This window comes from Flavobacterium erciyesense (genome assembly GCF_018069925.1).
Taxonomy (GTDB): Bacteria; Bacteroidota; Bacteroidia; order Flavobacteriales; family Flavobacteriaceae; genus Flavobacterium; species Flavobacterium erciyesense.
Genome location: NZ_JAGPXB010000002.1, coordinates 260,347 through 278,302, shown reverse-complemented (window position 1 = coordinate 278,302; position 17,956 = coordinate 260,347). Strand labels below are relative to the sequence as shown.

Annotated in this window: 13 protein-coding genes; 11 read left to right on the top strand and 2 right to left on the bottom strand. The window is 34.9% G+C overall.

Annotated features, from left to right (window positions below; translation table 11 throughout):
• Positions 1-246 precede the first annotated feature (246 nt).
• Complete coding sequence (locus tag KBJ98_RS04225) at positions 247-972, top strand: hypothetical protein (RefSeq protein WP_210788410.1); 726 nt, start codon at positions 247-249, stop codon at positions 970-972.
• Between the two features lie 115 nt (positions 973-1,087).
• Positions 1,088-1,804, top strand: a complete 717-nt coding sequence (lipB, locus tag KBJ98_RS04220) for a lipoyl(octanoyl) transferase LipB (protein WP_210788409.1) — start codon at positions 1,088-1,090, stop codon at positions 1,802-1,804.
• A gap of 4 nt (positions 1,805-1,808) precedes the next feature.
• Here the strand turns inward: lipB and KBJ98_RS04215 are convergent, their stop codons facing one another.
• The gene (locus KBJ98_RS04215; protein WP_210788408.1) at positions 1,809-2,468 is read right to left on the bottom strand and encodes a ribonuclease HII; all 660 of its coding nucleotides are present in this window, start codon (positions 2,466-2,468) and stop codon (positions 1,809-1,811) included.
• A 196-nt stretch (positions 2,469-2,664) separates the two neighbouring features.
• Between KBJ98_RS04215 and KBJ98_RS04210 the strand changes: the two genes are divergently transcribed.
• The 8 genes from KBJ98_RS04210 (at position 2,665) to KBJ98_RS04175 (ending at position 15,138) form a co-directional block, all read left to right on the top strand.
• A complete protein-coding gene (locus KBJ98_RS04210; RefSeq protein WP_210788407.1) occupies positions 2,665-5,694 on the top strand; it encodes a SusC/RagA family TonB-linked outer membrane protein in 3,030 nt (1,009 codons plus the stop codon).
• 11 nt (positions 5,695-5,705) lie between these two features.
• Complete coding sequence (locus tag KBJ98_RS04205) at positions 5,706-7,139, top strand: RagB/SusD family nutrient uptake outer membrane protein (RefSeq protein ID WP_210788406.1); 1,434 nt, start codon at positions 5,706-5,708, stop codon at positions 7,137-7,139.
• Between the two features lie 104 nt (positions 7,140-7,243).
• Entirely contained in the window at positions 7,244-9,109 is a 1,866-nt protein-coding gene (locus KBJ98_RS04200) for a S8 family serine peptidase (RefSeq protein ID WP_210788405.1), read from the top strand.
• A gap of 356 nt (positions 9,110-9,465) precedes the next feature.
• The gene (locus tag KBJ98_RS04195; RefSeq protein ID WP_225899056.1) at positions 9,466-11,325 is read left to right on the top strand and encodes a putative porin; all 1,860 of its coding nucleotides are present in this window, start codon (positions 9,466-9,468) and stop codon (positions 11,323-11,325) included.
• A gap of 172 nt (positions 11,326-11,497) precedes the next feature.
• Positions 11,498-12,859, top strand: a complete 1,362-nt coding sequence (locus KBJ98_RS04190) for a pyridoxal-phosphate dependent enzyme (protein WP_210788403.1) — start codon at positions 11,498-11,500, stop codon at positions 12,857-12,859.
• A gap of 124 nt (positions 12,860-12,983) precedes the next feature.
• Entirely contained in the window at positions 12,984-13,478 is a 495-nt protein-coding gene (locus KBJ98_RS04185; protein ID WP_210788402.1) for a 3'-5' exonuclease, read from the top strand.
• 96 nt (positions 13,479-13,574) lie between these two features.
• The gene (locus KBJ98_RS04180; RefSeq protein WP_210788401.1) at positions 13,575-14,849 is read left to right on the top strand and encodes a DUF2851 family protein; all 1,275 of its coding nucleotides are present in this window, start codon (positions 13,575-13,577) and stop codon (positions 14,847-14,849) included.
• A 61-nt stretch (positions 14,850-14,910) separates the two neighbouring features.
• Complete coding sequence (locus tag KBJ98_RS04175) at positions 14,911-15,138, top strand: PspC domain-containing protein (RefSeq protein ID WP_166133493.1); 228 nt, start codon at positions 14,911-14,913, stop codon at positions 15,136-15,138.
• Positions 15,139-15,182: 44 nt separating this feature from the next.
• On the opposite strand, the gene KBJ98_RS04170 is transcribed toward KBJ98_RS04175, so the two are convergent.
• Complete coding sequence (locus KBJ98_RS04170) at positions 15,183-16,646, bottom strand: APC family permease (RefSeq protein ID WP_210788400.1); 1,464 nt, start codon at positions 16,644-16,646, stop codon at positions 15,183-15,185.
• A 250-nt stretch (positions 16,647-16,896) separates the two neighbouring features.
• Between KBJ98_RS04170 and KBJ98_RS04165 the strand changes: the two genes are divergently transcribed.
• Positions 16,897-17,793 carry a ComEA family DNA-binding protein gene (locus tag KBJ98_RS04165; protein WP_210788399.1) on the top strand — a complete coding sequence of 299 codons (897 nt, stop codon included), beginning with the start codon at positions 16,897-16,899 and terminating at the stop codon, positions 17,791-17,793.
• The last annotated feature ends 163 nt before the right edge of the window (positions 17,794-17,956 follow it).

The window sequence follows — 17,956 nt, the reverse complement described above, 5'->3', positions numbered from 1 at the left end:
AAGGTTTTTTGAAGCACATTTTTTCGTTTTTTATAAACGTTTTTTCCCGCTTTCCACTATATCTTTTTTAATTGTTTAAAAAAAACAAGTAAAAAAGGATGCCGCTACAAACGAAGTTCACTGAACTCCGATTAAAATAAATGTATAGTGAAGTAATCGGGGCTATGGTAGTCGTTTTATTTTTTCAGTAGCTAATTTTTTAAATATAAAATTCGTACTTTTGAATTCTTGTTCTAAAATGAAATTATGAAGTATCCAATCTTGGCTTTATTGCTATGCTTTTGCTGTCTAAGTTGTCAGGTAAGCGAAACCTTAACTGTAGATGAAAAGGGTCAAGGTTCAATTACCGTCACCGAGCTTCGAGATGAGCAAAGTTACATGCAGCTTGTAGGCGAGGAGTATACAAAAGAAACTTTTTTTAAAGATGAAACTTATCTTTTTCAAGATGTGATTGTTAAACATCAAGAAACATTTGCGCGACTTCCTGATTTTGAAAAAGCAATTTTTCAAAAGTACGCAGCGGTTACAGTGCACGAATTTAAGAGTGCAATCGAGAAAATTTTTCGAACCACAATAAAACACTCTTTTAATGCAGTAGAAGAAATTCCTGATTTGTATAAAACAGAGGATTACGCAGATGATATTGTAAACAATTATGCATTAGTAGCCGAGGAGCATTATTACGTGGTTAGCTTTTGTTTAAGAGACAATGTTTTTTCTCGAAAAGTGAAAATTACGAATCCAACCGAATTAAAAAAGCAGCAAGATGAAATTAGCAATTTAAAAAAGCGATACGATGCATTTAACCTCAAACAAAATCTATTGCTAGACTATCATTTTGCTCGAAAAATTAAATCGGTTTCCAATCCATTAGCTCAAATTAGTGAAGATCGTAAATCATTGCAACTAAAATTGCTACTTTCTGATTGTTTATCTGATCCTGAGAGCACAAATTTAGAGGTGTTTTTTTAGTAAGGAACAAAACTTATAACAGCTTTTCTTCACTTTAAACTTTGTACCTTTGCATTCATTATATATATAGGTTGTGCACTATGTACTGCATAATCTCCAAAAATTGCATCTAGGCATGAACAAAACCATTCAATTACAGGATTTAGGATTACAAGATTATAAGCAAACTTGGGAGCTTCAAGAGGAACTATTTAAAGGAATTGTTGATTTAAAAATTCGAAATCGCAGAGAAGAGCTCGACTTGGCTACGCCCAATTTTTTTCTTTTTGTAGAGCATCCTCATGTGTATACACTTGGTAAAAGTGGTGACTTAGATAACTTGCTGTTATCCGAAAAACAATTGGAAGCAAAAGGCGCTACTTTTTATAAAATCAACCGAGGTGGTGATATTACTTATCACGGACCGGGACAAATTGTAGGTTACCCTATTTTAGACCTTGAAAATTTTTTTACAGATATTCATAAATATTTACGTTTTTTAGAAGAAGCCATCATTCTTACTCTTCAAGAATATGGTCTTAGCTGCGGCCGAAGCGAAGGCGAAACAGGTGTTTGGCTAGGTGTAGGAACACCATTTGCTCGAAAAATATGTGCCATGGGAGTGCGTGCCTCTCGTTGGGTTACTATGCATGGCTTTGCTTTAAATGTAAATGCTGATTTGGGATATTTTGATAATATCATTCCGTGTGGTATTCGTGGTAAAGCAGTTACTTCTTTACAGGTAGAGTTGGGAGTTGAAAAAGTAAATGAAGCCGAGGTGAAACATAAAATAATTAAACACCTTACAATTTTATTTGAAGCTCAATTCGAAGAGACGTTTATTAAAGAGTAAATTTTTATAACTCTAATTCATATTGTTCTGGTAAAAGTCGAAAGGACATGCGGTGGTATTTAGTAACTCCGTATTTACGTATAGCTTCACGATGTTCTTTAGTCGGGTAGCCTTTATTTTTTTTCCAGTTATACATTGGGAATTCTTCGTGTATTTTATCCATGTACGCATCGCGATAGGTTTTTGCCAAAATAGAGGCAGCGGCAATACTCCTATATATAGAGTCACCTTTGATAATACTCGTATTTTTAATGTTGTTTAGGGTTTCTATTTCATGTGTGGTGAATAATCTGCCGACTCTTTGTTTAATACCGCCTTTTGGTATAAAAGGGCTGTTACCATCAACTATTATAGATTTAGGTTGAACAGTAAGGCCAATAATACATTCTTGCATTGCTCTAATAGATGCGTTTAAAATGTTTAACTCATCTACAGCGGGAGCGTCTAAATGAACTACTGAAAAAGCTACTGCTGCGCTTTCTAGAATAGGTTGAAGTTTTAATCTAGTTTTCTCCGATAGTTGTTTGCTGTCGTTTAAAAGTTCATGTTTGAAATTTGGTGGTAAAATAATAGCTGCAGCTGTGACGGGGCCTGCCAAGCAACCGCGGCCTGCTTCGTCAGTACCCGCTTCTAATGCAGCTTCTAAAAAGTAAGATTTTAACATTTTGTATTTTTTGTGTAAAAGTAGATAAATTCTTTAAATTTTGAGTTATATCGAGGGGAAGTGCTGCTATTGTTGTGATGTTAGTTTTTTTTATGTAAATCTTTTAAGGATTATATTTTGTTAAAAAAAAACAAACGCTTGTTTATTTAAGATTTAATTGTGATTTTTGCGATATAACTAATTCAATTTATTAAATATGAGATCAAAGTACAAATGGATTATGACGCTACTTGTGGCGTTTTCAATGCACTTATCGTTTGCTCAGGAGAAAACGATAACTGGGGTGGTAACAGATGTTACTGGTCCTCTTCCTGGAGTTAATGTTGGAGTAAAGGGTTCTAAGACTGGTGTGCAAACAGATTTAGACGGTAAGTATTCTATTAAAGCTAAAACGGGTGATGTTTTAGTGTTTTCATTTGTAGGTATGACGGAAACAACTAAGACTGTTGGTGCCTCAAACACAGTTAATGTTAAAATGCAAGAAGGTGTTAGTTTGAATGAAGTAGTAGTACAGACCAATTTAGGATACTACTCTAGAGATTCAAGAAAATTGTCTTCTTCTGTGTCAACTGTTTCTGCTGATGAGATTGCAAAACAATCTCCGGTATTAACAGTGCAAAATGCATTACAAGGACAAGCTGCCGGTGTACAAGTTACACAACAAAACGGTAAACCAGGTGGTGCTGCATACGTAACAGTTCGTGGAGCTGTAAGTATTACTGGAGGTACTGCAGAAGCGGTTTATGTAGTAGACGGAGCTTTTGTAAGTGGTACTGAAGCTAGTGCATTAAGTGCAAATGATGTTGAATCTGTAAACATCTTAAAAGACGGAGCAGCTGCAGCTATTTATGGTGTTCGTGGTGGAAATGGAGTTGTAGTTATTACCACTAAGAAAGGTAAAAATGCAAAAGCTAAATTTTCATTCAACAACACTTTAGGTTTTTCTCAAAAAGTAAAAGACCCATTCAGAATGATGAATGCTGCTGAGAAAATCAGATACGAAGGTTTAATTGGAGCGGGTAGTACTGTTGCCGCAACTCCAGCTCAAAAGGCTTTATTACAATCGTATGACCACGATTGGCAAGATGACTTGTTAAGAAAAGGTTTTATTCAAAACAACAACTTCTCTTACTCTGGTGGTAACGAGCAGTTTACAAACTTCATGTCTTTGGGTTATTCTGAGGATACGGGAATCATTGACAAGTTGAAAGGTTTTACAAGAATTACAGGTAGATACAATAGTGAGTATACTGCTAACAAAAACGTGAAAATCGGTTTCAATATTGGTGGATCTTATGAGAAATTCAATGACTCTAGAGACCGTAACAATGCTCAAAGTCCAATTAGAGCAATGTATGACTACAATCCTTATGAGCCTTTCTTCGCGAGAGATGCAAATGGTAACATTGTAAAAGATGCTTTAGGAAATAATGTATTTAATACAAATCTTTTGGCAGGTTTCCCTATTCAAGAAGCAATCATTAACAATACGGAGCAACGTCGTTTCTTCAGATTGTATGGTCGTCCTTATATTGAATTAGGACTTATTAAAGATTTGAGCTTCAAAACTCAAATTAACATGAACTATGAAAGATACCAAAGAGAAACGTTTACAAAACCATTTTCATTTTTGGATTTAATTGTAGGAGATCCTGCAGCTAGAGGACAAAAAACGGATAACGGTTGGGACTCTTTAGAGTACCAATTAACAAACAGTTTGAACTACAAGTTCAGTATTAATGACAAACATAACTTTGCTGCAACGGCATTATACGAGTATTTCAAATCTAACTTTAGATCTTATACTTTAACAAGAAAAGGATATGTTAATGGTGATTTACCTACAGCAGGTACTGCAGTAGTAGGAGTTCCTGCTACAGGTAGAAGTGAAAACGCAACAATAAGTATCTTTGGAAGTGTAGATTACGATTTCAACAACAAATACCTTATCTCTTTGTATGGTAGACAAGATGGGAATTCAGTTTTGGGGATTAATGACAAATATTCTTTTGCAAAAGGTATTTCTTTAGGATGGAACGTTACTGAAGAGGATTTCATGAAAGATTTAACTTGGATTAATAACTTAAAAATCCGTGGTTCTTATGGAGAATTAAACTCTTCAAATGGTATTGGTAGTTATACTGCTCAAAACTTGTTCAGCACAACTCCTTATGGTGGAGGTATTGGTACAATATTGACCGGAAATACTATTGGAAACCCTAATTTACAATTTGAGGTTGCTGAAAAGACAGAGATTGGTTTAGAGGCTTCTTTATTTAAAAACTGGGTTTCTTTCTCGGGATCTGTGTTCAATGATAAAAGAAACGGATTTATTTATGGTGACAACACTACTAATGGTACTGCTTTCGGAACATTGATTAATGCAGGAGATTGGACATCTAAAGGGGTTGAATTAGAGTTGAAAGTTTTTGCTATTAAAAACGCTAACACTACCTTGTCATTCTATGTAAATGCAGCAACTTTTGATAGAAAAATCAATGAGTTAAACCGTCCTGGTGATCCAAATAACCAATTATTCCGTGGTTTGACTGTAAACAAAGTTGGTCAGCAACCAGATGATTTCTTCTTAGTACCTTACGCTGGTGTTAACGCTACAACTGGTCGTGCTATGTATAGAAAACTAGATGGATCTTTAACTGATGTATACAGTGCAGGTGATAGACAGTTTACAGGTAAAACTCCTTATGCTAAGCACGAAGGTGGATTTGGTATGCAGTTCACATACAAAGGATTTGACTTGTCTACTGACTTTGTTTTCAAATCAGGAAACTATACATATAATTACATGAGACAAAATATGGTTGCTGATGGTGCTGCACCAACTAGAAACCAAGCTGTTGATGCATTTGATTTCTGGACTCCAACCAATACAGACGCATCTTTACCAGCACCACAACAATTATCTGGTGTGAACTCAAATTTAGAATCTACTCGTTTCTTAGAAGACGCTAGTTATATTCGTTTAAGAAACTTAAATTTTGGATATAAATTCACTAAAAAAGCGTTTCCAGGTTTACCAATTGATGAATTTAGAGTGTTTACTCAAATGCAAAACTTGTTGACTTGGTCTAAGTTTAACGGAGATCCAGAAGTAGGTATCGGAAGTGCAGAAAGTCAAACAGGTTTATTAGTTCCTGGACAATTCGCTCTTTATTCTTATCCTACAGTTCAATCATTCCTTTTTGGAGTTTCAATTAATTTATAATTAAAATAATTATGAAAAAAATAGTTTATCTTTTTGCCTTATCTGTAGCACTTAATTCTTGTACAGAGGAAGACATTACCTTTGCGCCTTACAACTCAGTAAGTGAGGCGATTGTAATACGTAATTTAGGAGACCTTGAGAATGCCCTTACCGGTGCATACTCTTATATGATCAAAAATGGTGGAGCTGGAGGTTATGGAACTGAGTTCGTAATCGATACTGAAATCATGACTGATAACTTAATCTTGAAGGTAGAGGGTCGTCAATCTAATGCAAATGGTTTCAGATTACAGTCTGTTCCAAACAGTTCTCATTTTGATTACTACAGTAGTGCTTATCGTACTGCTGAGGCTGCAACTAGAGTGCTTGATAATTTAGATGCTGCTCCTCAAAGTCCAGCTAGAGACAATGTTGAAGGTCAAGCTCGTTTCTTAAGAGCTTTGAACAATTTTGACTTAGTACGTATATATGGGAAAATTCCAACGCAGTCGGCTGATGCTAATGCCTCTTTAGGTATGTATTATTTAGATGTTGTTGACCCTTTTTCAAAACCATCTAGACCTACTGTAGCGGATAGTTATAAAAAAATACTTGACGATTTATTGCTTGCCAAAGATTTAGTTGGTACTACTAACACGCTAGCTTCTGGTAAAGCTTCGAAAGCAGCTGTTTATGCACTTTTGTCTAGAGTTTACTTATATTTGGGTGATTATCCTAAAGTAATTGAATTTGGTAACTTAGCAGTTGCTGGTACTCCTGTTTGTCCAAGAGCTAGCTTTACAGGTCTTTGGGATGATGTAAACTCAGCTGGTGTTTTATTCAAATTAAGAATAGAGCAAGTAGATGGTGTTACGCCAGGGGTTGTTTACAATCAAACAGTAACAGCAGGTATTCGTTCAGAGTATGTTGTTCCTAAGAGTTTCGCTGATTTGTTTTCTGCAACTGATATCAGAAAGACAGCTTACATGAGAACTAGTCCTTACCAAGGTATCAATTACAATCACATTATTAAATTTGATGGTAGGTTAACTGGTAACCCTGCTATTGTTGATATTAAAGTATTGAGAGTTGAAGAAGTGTATTTAAACATGGCTGAAGCACAATACAGAATTAATGGTGGTGGTTTAGCTTTCCTTGATGCCGTTAGAGCTCAAAGATATTCAGCTTTTGTTAGCGGAAATGAGACAGGTACTGCTCTTTTGAATGCAATTATGCTTGAAAGAAGATTAGAGTTAGCATTTGAAATGGATCGTTTCTTCACATTAAAGCGTTTAGGTTTACCAATGGTAAGAAATGCTGTGGAAGGTGACCGTGCTGATGGAACAGGAACTAAAGTAGAAGCTGTTGCTTTGACTATTCCTGCTGGGGATTTTAAATGGCAATTGCCAATACCTCAATTCCAAAGAGATTTGAACAGTAATTTACAACAAAATCCTGGTTACTAGTATTGGTGATTTTGCAAATAGTAAAGGCCTCCCTAAATCATATTAGGGAGGTTTTTATTTTAGCAAGACATTTAGGGTTGTAATTTTAAATAACAATTTTAAAAATGAAAAAAATATTATTTTTTGCTTTCTTGTGCCAGTTTTCTTATGGTCAAAATGCTGCCGAACGCATTGCTATAAAGAGCACTTACGATCAGGCTAAGGTTTCAAATCTTTTCAAAGCAATTGGCGAAAGACAGTCAATTCAAGAGAATTTAATTGCAGGGTTTAAAAGCAAATTTAGAGTTAAAGAATCTGAAACCAATTCCCTTCAAAGAATTTATGATGGATTACCTATTTATTATACGATTTATAATGATGAATCTGTAACTACTATTAAAGGGAGTTCCTTGCAGCCAGGTGGTGATCTAGGTTTAAATCTTACTGGATTTGGAATTACAGCCGGTGTTTGGGATGGTGGTAAGGTTCGCGATACGCATCAAGAGTTAAATGGTTCGAAAATTACGTTTGGTGATGGATCAAATTCCTTCAGTGCGCATTCAACTCATGTTACAGGTACCATTGTAGGTAAAGGAACAGTGCCAAGAGCTCGTGGTTTTGCATATCAAGCCAATGCTAAAACGCATTTTTGGGATAACGATGTGTCGGAGATGGCTAGTTTTGGTTCAGAAGGTTTTTTAGTTTCTAATCATTCCTACGGTTATGGTATAAATGATTCTTTTCCTGTGTCAAGATTTGGGTACTATGATCAAACTTCTGCTGATTTTGATAAAATTGCTGAAGTTTTTCCATATTATCAAATAGTTGTGGCTGCTGGAAATTCTAGAAATAGCGCTCATCCACAAATTGTAGCTAAAGGTGGTTTTGATATGTTGACAGGTAGTGCAGTTTCTAAGAATATTATGGTGGTTGCCGCTGTTAATTCTGTTTTGGAATATACCGGACCAAGTAGTGTGCGTATGAGTTCTTTTAGTAATTATGGGCCAACTGATGATGGTCGCATCAAACCTGATATTAGTGCAAAAGGAGTTGGGGTGTATTCCTGTAATTTCTTAACTGATACAACTTATGAAACTTTGAGCGGAACATCTATGGCCGCTCCTGCAATATCTGGACTAATTGTCCTGTTGCAGCAACATTATAAAAATTTAAACACGCAGTTTATGAAAGCTGCTACTGTGAGAGGCTTAATTTGCCATTCTGCGGATGAAGCAGGTACTGGTGCTGGACCTGATTATGAATATGGTTGGGGATTAGCAAACGGTAAAACAGCAGCAAATCTTATTTCTGGTAATGGTAAAACTTCAATTGTAACTGAAAACACACTGAATAATAAAGTTGTATTTACCAAAGACGTTTATGTTTCTGCTTCACGTCCTTTAAGTGCGACTATTTGTTGGACAGATCCCGTTCCTTTTGGGGCTGTAGTGACACCGATTGTTGCAGATCAAAGGACTCCTGCAGTTGTTAACAATTTAGATATTAAAATCATTGATGAGAAAGGTACTATTTACTATCCTTGGAAATTAGATCCTAGCGCTTTGTTTAATTCGGCTACTCAAAATTCAGACAACGAGGTTGATAATGTAGAAAAAGTGTATATAGCGAATGCTCCAGTAGGAAAATATACAATTCAAGTGTCACACAAAGGTGATTTACTTGGAGGTTCACAAGAATTTTCACTTGTAGCTGAAGGATTTGATTCTTTAACTTTAGGTACTTCTGATGTTGATAAAGTTGAAGAGATTGCCCTTTATCCAAACCCAACACAGGATCAATTGTTATTTAACATAGATTCTTTCACTAATTTGGAGAAAATTTTAATTTTAGACAGCACAGGTAAGCTAGTTAAATCTATTGACAAAAATATTTCAAACAGTTTAAATGTAGGAGATTTATCTGCTGGTTTGTATTTTGTTAAATTCATTTTTAGCGATGGTCAAATATCAAAAAAGTTTATCAAAGAATAATTTTATAATGATTTAAAGGTCATTTTTTAAAAACTGCAAGCCATTAGCTTGCAGTTTTTTATTTTGTGAAAACTGTGCTTAATCATTCTTTAATGCGATCTGTAGCGCTTTTTATTTTCTTCATTTTGTGTTTGGCTAAGCGCCATTTTTTTTTTAAATCATAAATTCTAGTTAGTACGTGTTGAGTTTTTTTCTAATAGACTCTTGTTTTAAAGGATTAGATTTATCTTTACACTTTAATTTATGATATTTCGAATATGAGAATCGTTTTTCTACTTTCCTTTATTTTGTTTTCTGTGTTTGTAAGCGCACAGGATGAACAACAAAACGCAAACAAAGTCCAATATAATTCAAGCATGGTCAACGCGCAAAAGAAAAGTATAGACAAAGTTGCTACTTTAGATTTATACCGTTTCATTAGTTTAGATAACGACACTACCTATATAGATACTTCGCTTACCATTCAAAAAGAGTACAGCCATAATTACTTGCGTAAAGACATTTTTGGTCTTTTACCATTTGCAAATGATGGGCAAACTTATAATACCTTGCAATTTGGTTTAAATGGGTATTCTCCACTGCCGGAGATGGGGTTCAAAGCAAAACATTTTAATTTTCTTGAGGCCAATCAAATTCGTTATAATTCAGTAGCTACACCTATAACTGAACTTTATTTTAAAAGCACTATTGGTCGTGGACAGTCTGTTGATTCTTTCCTTAGTTTAAATACTTCAGAAAATTTGAATTTTAGTATCGCCTATAAAGGACTTCGTTCAGAGGGTAAGTATTTGAACCAACTGTCCAGTACCGGTAATTTTAGGTTTACGGTTAATTTTAATTCTAAAAACAAAAGGTATTTTGCCAAAGCACATTACACCTACCAAGACATTTTAAATGAGGAAAATGGTGGGATTACGACTATTGCTGATTTTGAAAGTGAAAACCCAAATTTTAATAACCGCCAGCGTTTTGAGGTTTTTCTAACTGATGCAAAGTCGTTTTTAAAAGGACGAAGAATTTTTTTAGACCAAAATTTCAGAATCAATCCAAAAAAAGGCAGTAATAATCTTTCGGTTGTACATCAAATTAATTACGAAAATAAATTTTTTGAATACAACCAACTAACAGTACCCTCAAATGTGGGCCGTACAGAGGTAAATCGTTTTGGAGCCTCATTTACAGATACTGGTATCAATGACCAAACCCGTTACAACCGCATGTATAACAAAGCGGGTCTTGTATACGAAAATACCGCGTTGGGTGTATTTGAATTTTTTGTTAATGATTTTCGTTCTAACTATTACTACAACCGTGTGTTGTTTTTTGATAATCAGGCACCTATTCCAAATACGTTTAATCAAAATATTAATTCAGCAGGTGGCCAATACACCTATAAAAAAGACAATGTTCAAGGTAAATTTTTGTATTCGCGAAGCATTACCAATCAGTCTTTGTCAAATCTTGATGCGCAAGTCGCTTATGACTTGAACGATGATTATCAGTTTACTTTTCAATATCAAAATTTGAATAAATTACCTAATAATAACTACAATTTATACCAAAGTAGTTACATAGAATATAATTGGTCTAATGATTTTAAAAACGAAAAAATCAATGTCATCAAAGGGACAGCTACAACTCCCTTCTTGAATGCAGAACTTCATTTATCAGTTCTCAACGATCATCTCTATTTTGCAGATGTATCAACCGCTGAGCAAAAAAGTGAGCGTACACAAATCATAGCACCTGCACAGTACAACGGAACAATTAAGTATCTTTCTTTAAAATTGGGTCGAGAATTTCAGTTTGGTAAATTCGCTCTTGACAACACGGTATTGTATCAAAAAACAGAACAAAATGATGCTATTTTAAATGTTCCAGAAATAGTAACTCGTAATACCATTTATTACTCTGATTACTTGTTCAAAAATGCGCTTTTCTTGCAAACGGGTATCTCTTTAAATTATTTTTCTAAGTATTTAGCAAATGAGTACAATCCTGTAATTGGTGAATTTTTTGTACAGAATGAAAAAGAAATTGGGAATCATCCTAATTTAGATTTCTTCATCAATGCCAAAATTCAGCGCACAAGAATTTATTTCAAGGCAGAACATTTCAACTCGCCTTTCACGGGTAATAATTTCTACGCTTCGCCCAACAATCCATCACGTGATTTCACCATTCGTTTTGGTCTTATCTGGAATTTTTTCAATTAATTTCGGGGCGTTTTTTCGCGCTATCCGCTTTATCTTTCCTTGCTTAAAAAAGCAAGCAAAGGATGCCGCTCCTATCACGAACGCAATCTGTCTTGAACATAATTAATTTGTAACAAAACACTATCTTTGCGATCGTTTTTGTAACAGATCTTAATTTTAAATACACTTTTTTATGCATTACGCAGAAAATATATTAGGTACTATTGGTAATACTCCACTAGTAAAACTAAACAAAGTTACCGCCGAAGTAGATGCCTTGGTACTAGCAAAAGTTGAAACCTTCAATCCGGGAAATTCTGTTAAGGATAGAATGGCCATGAAAATGATTCAGGATGCAGAGGCTGATGGCCGTTTACAACCTGGCGGAACTATTATTGAAGGCACTTCTGGTAACACCGGAATGGGATTGGCTTTGGTTGCCATCATAAAAGGATACAAGTTAATCTGTGTGATTTCGGATAAACAATCCAAAGAAAAAATGGATATTCTTCGCGCCGTAGGTGCTAAAGTTGTAGTTTGCCCAACTGATGTTGAGCCTACTGATCCACGTTCTTACTATTCTGTTTCTAAACGTTTGGCTGAGGAGACGCCTAATTCTTGGTACGTAAATCAATACGATAATCCTTCGAATGCAATTGCACATTACGAGCAAACAGGTCCGGAAATTTGGAAACAAACCGATGGTAAAATAACTCATTTTGTAGTAGGAGTAGGAACAGGCGGTACCATTTCTGGTACAGCGAAATATTTAAAAGAGCAAAATCCTAACATTAAAATTTGGGGAATTGATACCTATGGGTCGGTTTTTAAGAAATACCACGAAACCGGAATTTTTGATGAAAATGAAATTTATTCGTACATCACCGAAGGAATTGGAGAAGATATTTTACCTAAAAATGTTGACTTTTCTTTAATCGATGGTTTTACAAAAGTGACTGATAAAGATGCCGCAGTTTACACTAGAAAAATTGCTTTAGAAGAGGGTATATTTGTTGGAAATTCTGCCGGTGCAGCCATCAAAGGTTTGTTACAATTGAAAGAACATTTTACACCTGAGGATGTTGTTGTGGTACTTTTTCACGATTCAGGAAGTCGTTATGTGGGTAAAATGTTTAATGATGATTGGATGAGAGAAAGAGGCTTTCTTGAAGATGAGATTGCAAAAGCAGCTGATGTTATCAAAGATCATATTGATAAACCGCTTGTAGTTGTTCGTACCGAGGAATTGGTTTCGCATGCCATAGAGCGTATGCGTAAATACAAAATATCACAAATTCCAGTAATTGATATCAATGGTTTTGTTGGCTCAGTTGACGAAAGTGATTTGTTTCAAAGCTATGTCGCAAACAAAGACGTTGCTGATAAACCTATTAAAGATGTTATGGGCAAACCATTTCCAGTTGTAAGCGAGAGCACTCCAATTGATGAAGTGTCTCGTTTGTTTACCAAAGAAAATGCTGCTGTTTTAGTAGAATTGGCTAATGGAAAACACCATATTATTACGAAGTACGACATTATTGGTTCAATAAAATAATATAATAATTTCAACCGCAGTACAGCAAAATCTAACTAGATACGTTTTGATTTGCTGTACTGCGGTTTTTTTTATGTCCTTAACCCAACTTTACTATTAGTTTAAATTTTATAATTCACACGCAATGACCTTTACTGCTATTGATTTTGAAACTGCTATTTCTTTTCATCCTTGTTCAGTAGGTATCGTGACCGTTCAAGACGGAATAATTGTAGATGAATACGTAAGTTTAATTCAGCCGCCCAATAATAGTTACAGCCCTTACACTATCGCGGTACATGGAATCACACCAGCTGATACACGTTATGCTCCGACTTTTCTGGATGTTTTTCCTGAGATTAAAAAACGCTTGAAAGGACAAATTGTAGTCGCACACAATGAGAGTTTTGATCGGTCTGTATTTCAAAAATCGATGGCTTTACATGACATGAACTATCAAGATTTACAATTAGCGGAAAAGTGGGAATGTACGGTGAAATTGTACAGAGCAAAAGGTCTAAAGCCTACAACTCTTAAAGATTGTTGCCGTGTCATGAATATTAAATTGCAACATCATGAGGCATTGTCTGATGCGCGTGCTTGCGCTAAGCTGTATATAGCTCATCTTAAAGGTGTGTAATTGATTGATTATCTGTTAGTAGTTGCTTTTAAATCTTTATTTTCTTATTAAATTATAATCTTTTTTTGTACATTAGGTCTGTTTAAATTAAGATCTATGAAGGAAGATTTTTTACATTACATCTGGAAATTTAAAAAATTCAGTAGTTTCGAAATGACAACTACAAGCGGCGAGGCTGTAACGGTGATTGCTGCTGGACAATATTTAGAATTAGCAGGTCCAGACTTTTTTAATGCTCAAGTCACAATTGGGGATCAAAAATGGGCTGGAAATGTTGAAATTCATGTAAAATCATCTGATTGGTACCTTCATCATCATGAGCAAGACCCAGCTTATGAAAATGTGATCCTTCATGTTGTTTGGGAACATGACACCGAGATTTTTAGAAAAAACAACAGCACCATTCCTGTTTTAGAATTAAAAAATTACGTTGATGCACAAACAGTGCAAAATTATACTTCCTTGTTGCAACCTAAGTCTTGGATTTTTTGCGAAAAGCAACTTTCAAGCATCCCTCATTTTATCATTGATAATTGGAAAGAGCGTTTGTTTTTTGAAAGATTAGATCGTAAAGCAACGCCTATTTTTGCGTTTTTAGACCAATCACAAAACGACTGGGAGGCTACTTTGTTTTGGCTTTTGGCTAAGAATTTTGGGTTAAATACCAATGGAGATATTTTTTTAAGGATGGCGCAATCTATTCCTTTTTCAATTATTCGCAAAGAACGTTTAGAGCTTGCTAATTTAGAAGCTTTGTTTTTTGGTTTGTTAGGCTTGTTGGAGCCAGAGCATGAAGATGCGTACTTCAAGGATTTAAAATTTAGATTTTTGTATTTGGTCCACAAGTACAATTTGGACCCACGAGTTGAAGGTACAGTGCAGTTTTTTAAACACCGTCCTGATAATTTTCCAACTGTTAGATTGTCACAACTAGCACAATTATACCATCAAAATGCCAATTTATTCGAACTTTTGATGCAAGTACAAACTATTGAAAAATGGTATCAGTTGTTTGAAATTTCAGCATCTTCTTTTTGGGATTTGCACTATCAATTTGATAAAAACAGTATTAAAAGGACCAAAAAGTTATCTAAGTCTTTTATTGATTTGCTCCTGATTAATACCATAATCCCCATGCAATTTGCTTACGAAAAGAGTAGAGGAGGCGAAGCTTCAGATAATTTATTGACAATAATGGAAGGAATTGCTGCAGAAAAAAACGCTATAATTACTAAGTTTTCTAGTTTTAGGATTGATGCCTGTAATGCATTTGATTCGCAAGCTTTATTACAGCTCAAAAATGAATATTGTAATAAAAGTAAATGCTTAGAGTGTGCAATTGGAGTCGATTTAATAAAAGGCAGCCTTTAATTTTACTCGAGTTAATTCCACCTGTTTTTTTTTGTAGTTTTGTTTCAGCAATTAAAATAGTATGTCAGTAATAATAAAACTCAAGTTTTTTTTCGAAAAACACGGATTTCATGTGTCTTCACGATTGGCCGATACTTTAGGAATGCGTGCTAGTAGCGTACGACTGTTTTTTATTTACTTATCGTTTGTCACTGCTGGGTTGTGGTTTGCAGTGTATCTAACGTTGGCTTTTTGGATAAAGTTAAAAGATCTTATCCGTGCTAAACGTACTTCTGTTTTTGATTTATAGTATAAAAAAAGGCTCCTAAATTTTAGGAGCCTTTTTTGTTTTATTTATTCTTCTGGGTTATTCAGTTTAGAATTTCTTTTTCCGTAAAGGAAGTAAATCACCATACCAATTGCTAGCCATCCTAATGAGAATAATTGAGCATCTTTACTCAAGTTTACCATCAAGTAAGTATTGATAGCAATTCCGCAAACTGCAATTACTGGTAAAGCAGGAACTTTAAAACTACGTTCTAAAGTAGGTTGTTTTACTCTCAAAATCCAAACGGCGATACATACCATTGTAAAGGCAAATAAGGTACCAAAACTAGTCATTTCAGCAAGCTTACTAATTGGTGTGAATGCAGCAACGGTAGCGATAAAAGCACCTAAAATCATTAAGTTGGTTCTTGGAGTTCCAGACAGCGGGTTGATTTTAGAGAATACAGCTGGAATTAATCCATCTTTTGACATTCCCAAAAAGATACGTGATTGTCCCATGATCATTACCATCAATACAGAAATTAAACCTACCGTAGCAGCGATCGTGATGATGTATCCAGCCCAAGCTTGTCCAGCAATATCAAATGCATAAGCTACTGGTGCTTTGATTGCTTCAGGATATTTTCCTAGTGGGTTAAAATCTTGGTAACTAATCATTCCAGTTAATACTAATGAAACCAAAATGTACAATAATGTACAAACTAATAAAGAGGCAATAATAGCAAAAGGAACGTCTTTCTTAGGGTTAATTGCTTCTCCAGCTTGTGTTGACACTGCATCAAAACCTACATAAGCAAAGAAGATAGCAGCTGCTCCAGAAATAATTCCAGCTACGCCATAAGCTTCATGGGGTTTATCATCAACAATAATAGTTTGTGCTTCTGGGATAAAAGGAGACCAATTGTCTACATCAATGAAAAAAGCTCCAGCAATGATTACGAAAATTACAGCAGATACTTTTAAAATTACAATAAAGTTGTTCGCGCTTGCTGCTTTTTCTGTTCCTTTAATCAATAACGATATAACTAGTAATACAATTAAGAAAGCTGGCAGGTTCATACTAAACCCTTCTCCAGTGTAACTTCCTGGATCTGCGGTTAGGTATTCGGGTAAGGTTATGCCAAACATCTTGAGCATTTTGTTGAAATATCCTGACCACGATACGGCGACCGTCATCGAGCCCATTGCGTATTCTAAAATCAACCCCCAGCCAATAATCCAGGCAAATATTTCTCCGATAGTTCCGTAAGCGTAAGCGTATGCAGATCCTTCTACAGGTAAAATTGAGGCGAATTCAGAGTAGCATAATGCTGCAAATACACAGGCGATACCTGCAATTACGAAGGATAGAGCAAGAGCTGGACCCGCGTGATTATAAGCTCCAGTTCCTGTTAATACAAAAATTCCTCCTCCTATAATGGCTCCAATACCAATAGCGGTAAGGCTCCACTTACCTAAAACTCTTTTTAGTTGACTTTTTTTCATATCGGCCTCAAAAGCCGATACTGGTTTAACTCTCCAGATTGACATGGTTGTTTAATGTTTTAAGTTATTAAGCACCAAATGTATTCTTTTTTACAAAAAATAAAAACAATTATTGAATTTTAAGTTGTAAAAAATGTCTCAAACTCTTTTTTATTATTGATTTGTCATAATTACCGCAATATGATAAAAGTTGGTTGTGTGTTGAGAATCAATTTTTTTAAAGTAATTCGTAATGAGTTTCGTATTTATTTCTTATTTTTAAAACTAATCTAGTGTGGTGCGAATTTTTAAGCCTATGAGAGTATTAAAAACCATTGTTTCCTATTTTAATTATACCAAACAACAACGTGTGGGTGTTTTAATACTGCTAGTTTTTATCGTTGTATTACAAAGCTTGGTGTTTTTTTGTGATTGGTCTGTAATTGAAAAAAAAGATCCTAAGGAGCAAACGTGGTTGGCTCTACAAAGTACTATCGACACACTTAGTCATAATGCTAAAAAAGTATCGAACAAAACATATAAATTTAATCCTAATTTTATTTCTGACTACAAAGGATATAAATTAGGAATGTCAGTAGCAGAGATTGACCGCCTATTTGCTTTTCGAAAACAAAATAAATATGTCAATTCTGCAGCTGAGTTTCAAATGGTGACTCAAATTTCAGATTCTCTTTTAAAAGAAATTACTCCAATGTTTCAGTTTCCGACTTGGGTATCAACGAAACCAAAAGGTGACTACACTAAAAAATCGTATGATTATAAAAAGGCTGCAGGAGCTAAAGAAAAAATCATTGTCAAAGATATCAATCTCGCAAACCAAGATGATCTTATGAAAATTTATGGTGTTGGTGAGGCATTGTCTACCAGAATTATCAAGCAGCGTTCCATTCTTGGTGGATTTGTAAGTATGGAGCAATTGACTGAAGTTTGGGGCTTATCACCTGAGGTTGTTTTAGAATTGAATACACATTTTCATGTTAGTGCGTTGCCAGCTATTTTAAAGTTAGATATTAATAACGCCTCTCTCAGGGAATTAAGTCAGTTTTATTATTTTAAGGGCGGATTGTCTCGTGATATAATTACCTATCGTAGTATGAAAGGAGATTTTGCTAAAATTGAGGATTTAACAAAAATTAAAGGATTTCCTGTTGATAAAGCAAAAATAATTGCCTTATATTTGGACTTTCGTTAGAAGTTGCTGGTTTTGGGAGCATTGTAGGTTTTTTATCGCGTTTAGTTTGAGTGAACTATTAGAGTAAAGCGCCTTTCTTTAGATTAGTTGATGTATTGTTGCATTTAATAATTGTAAGCCTCAGTCCAACAATGACGACCTTAATTTACATTTTTAAAAGAAA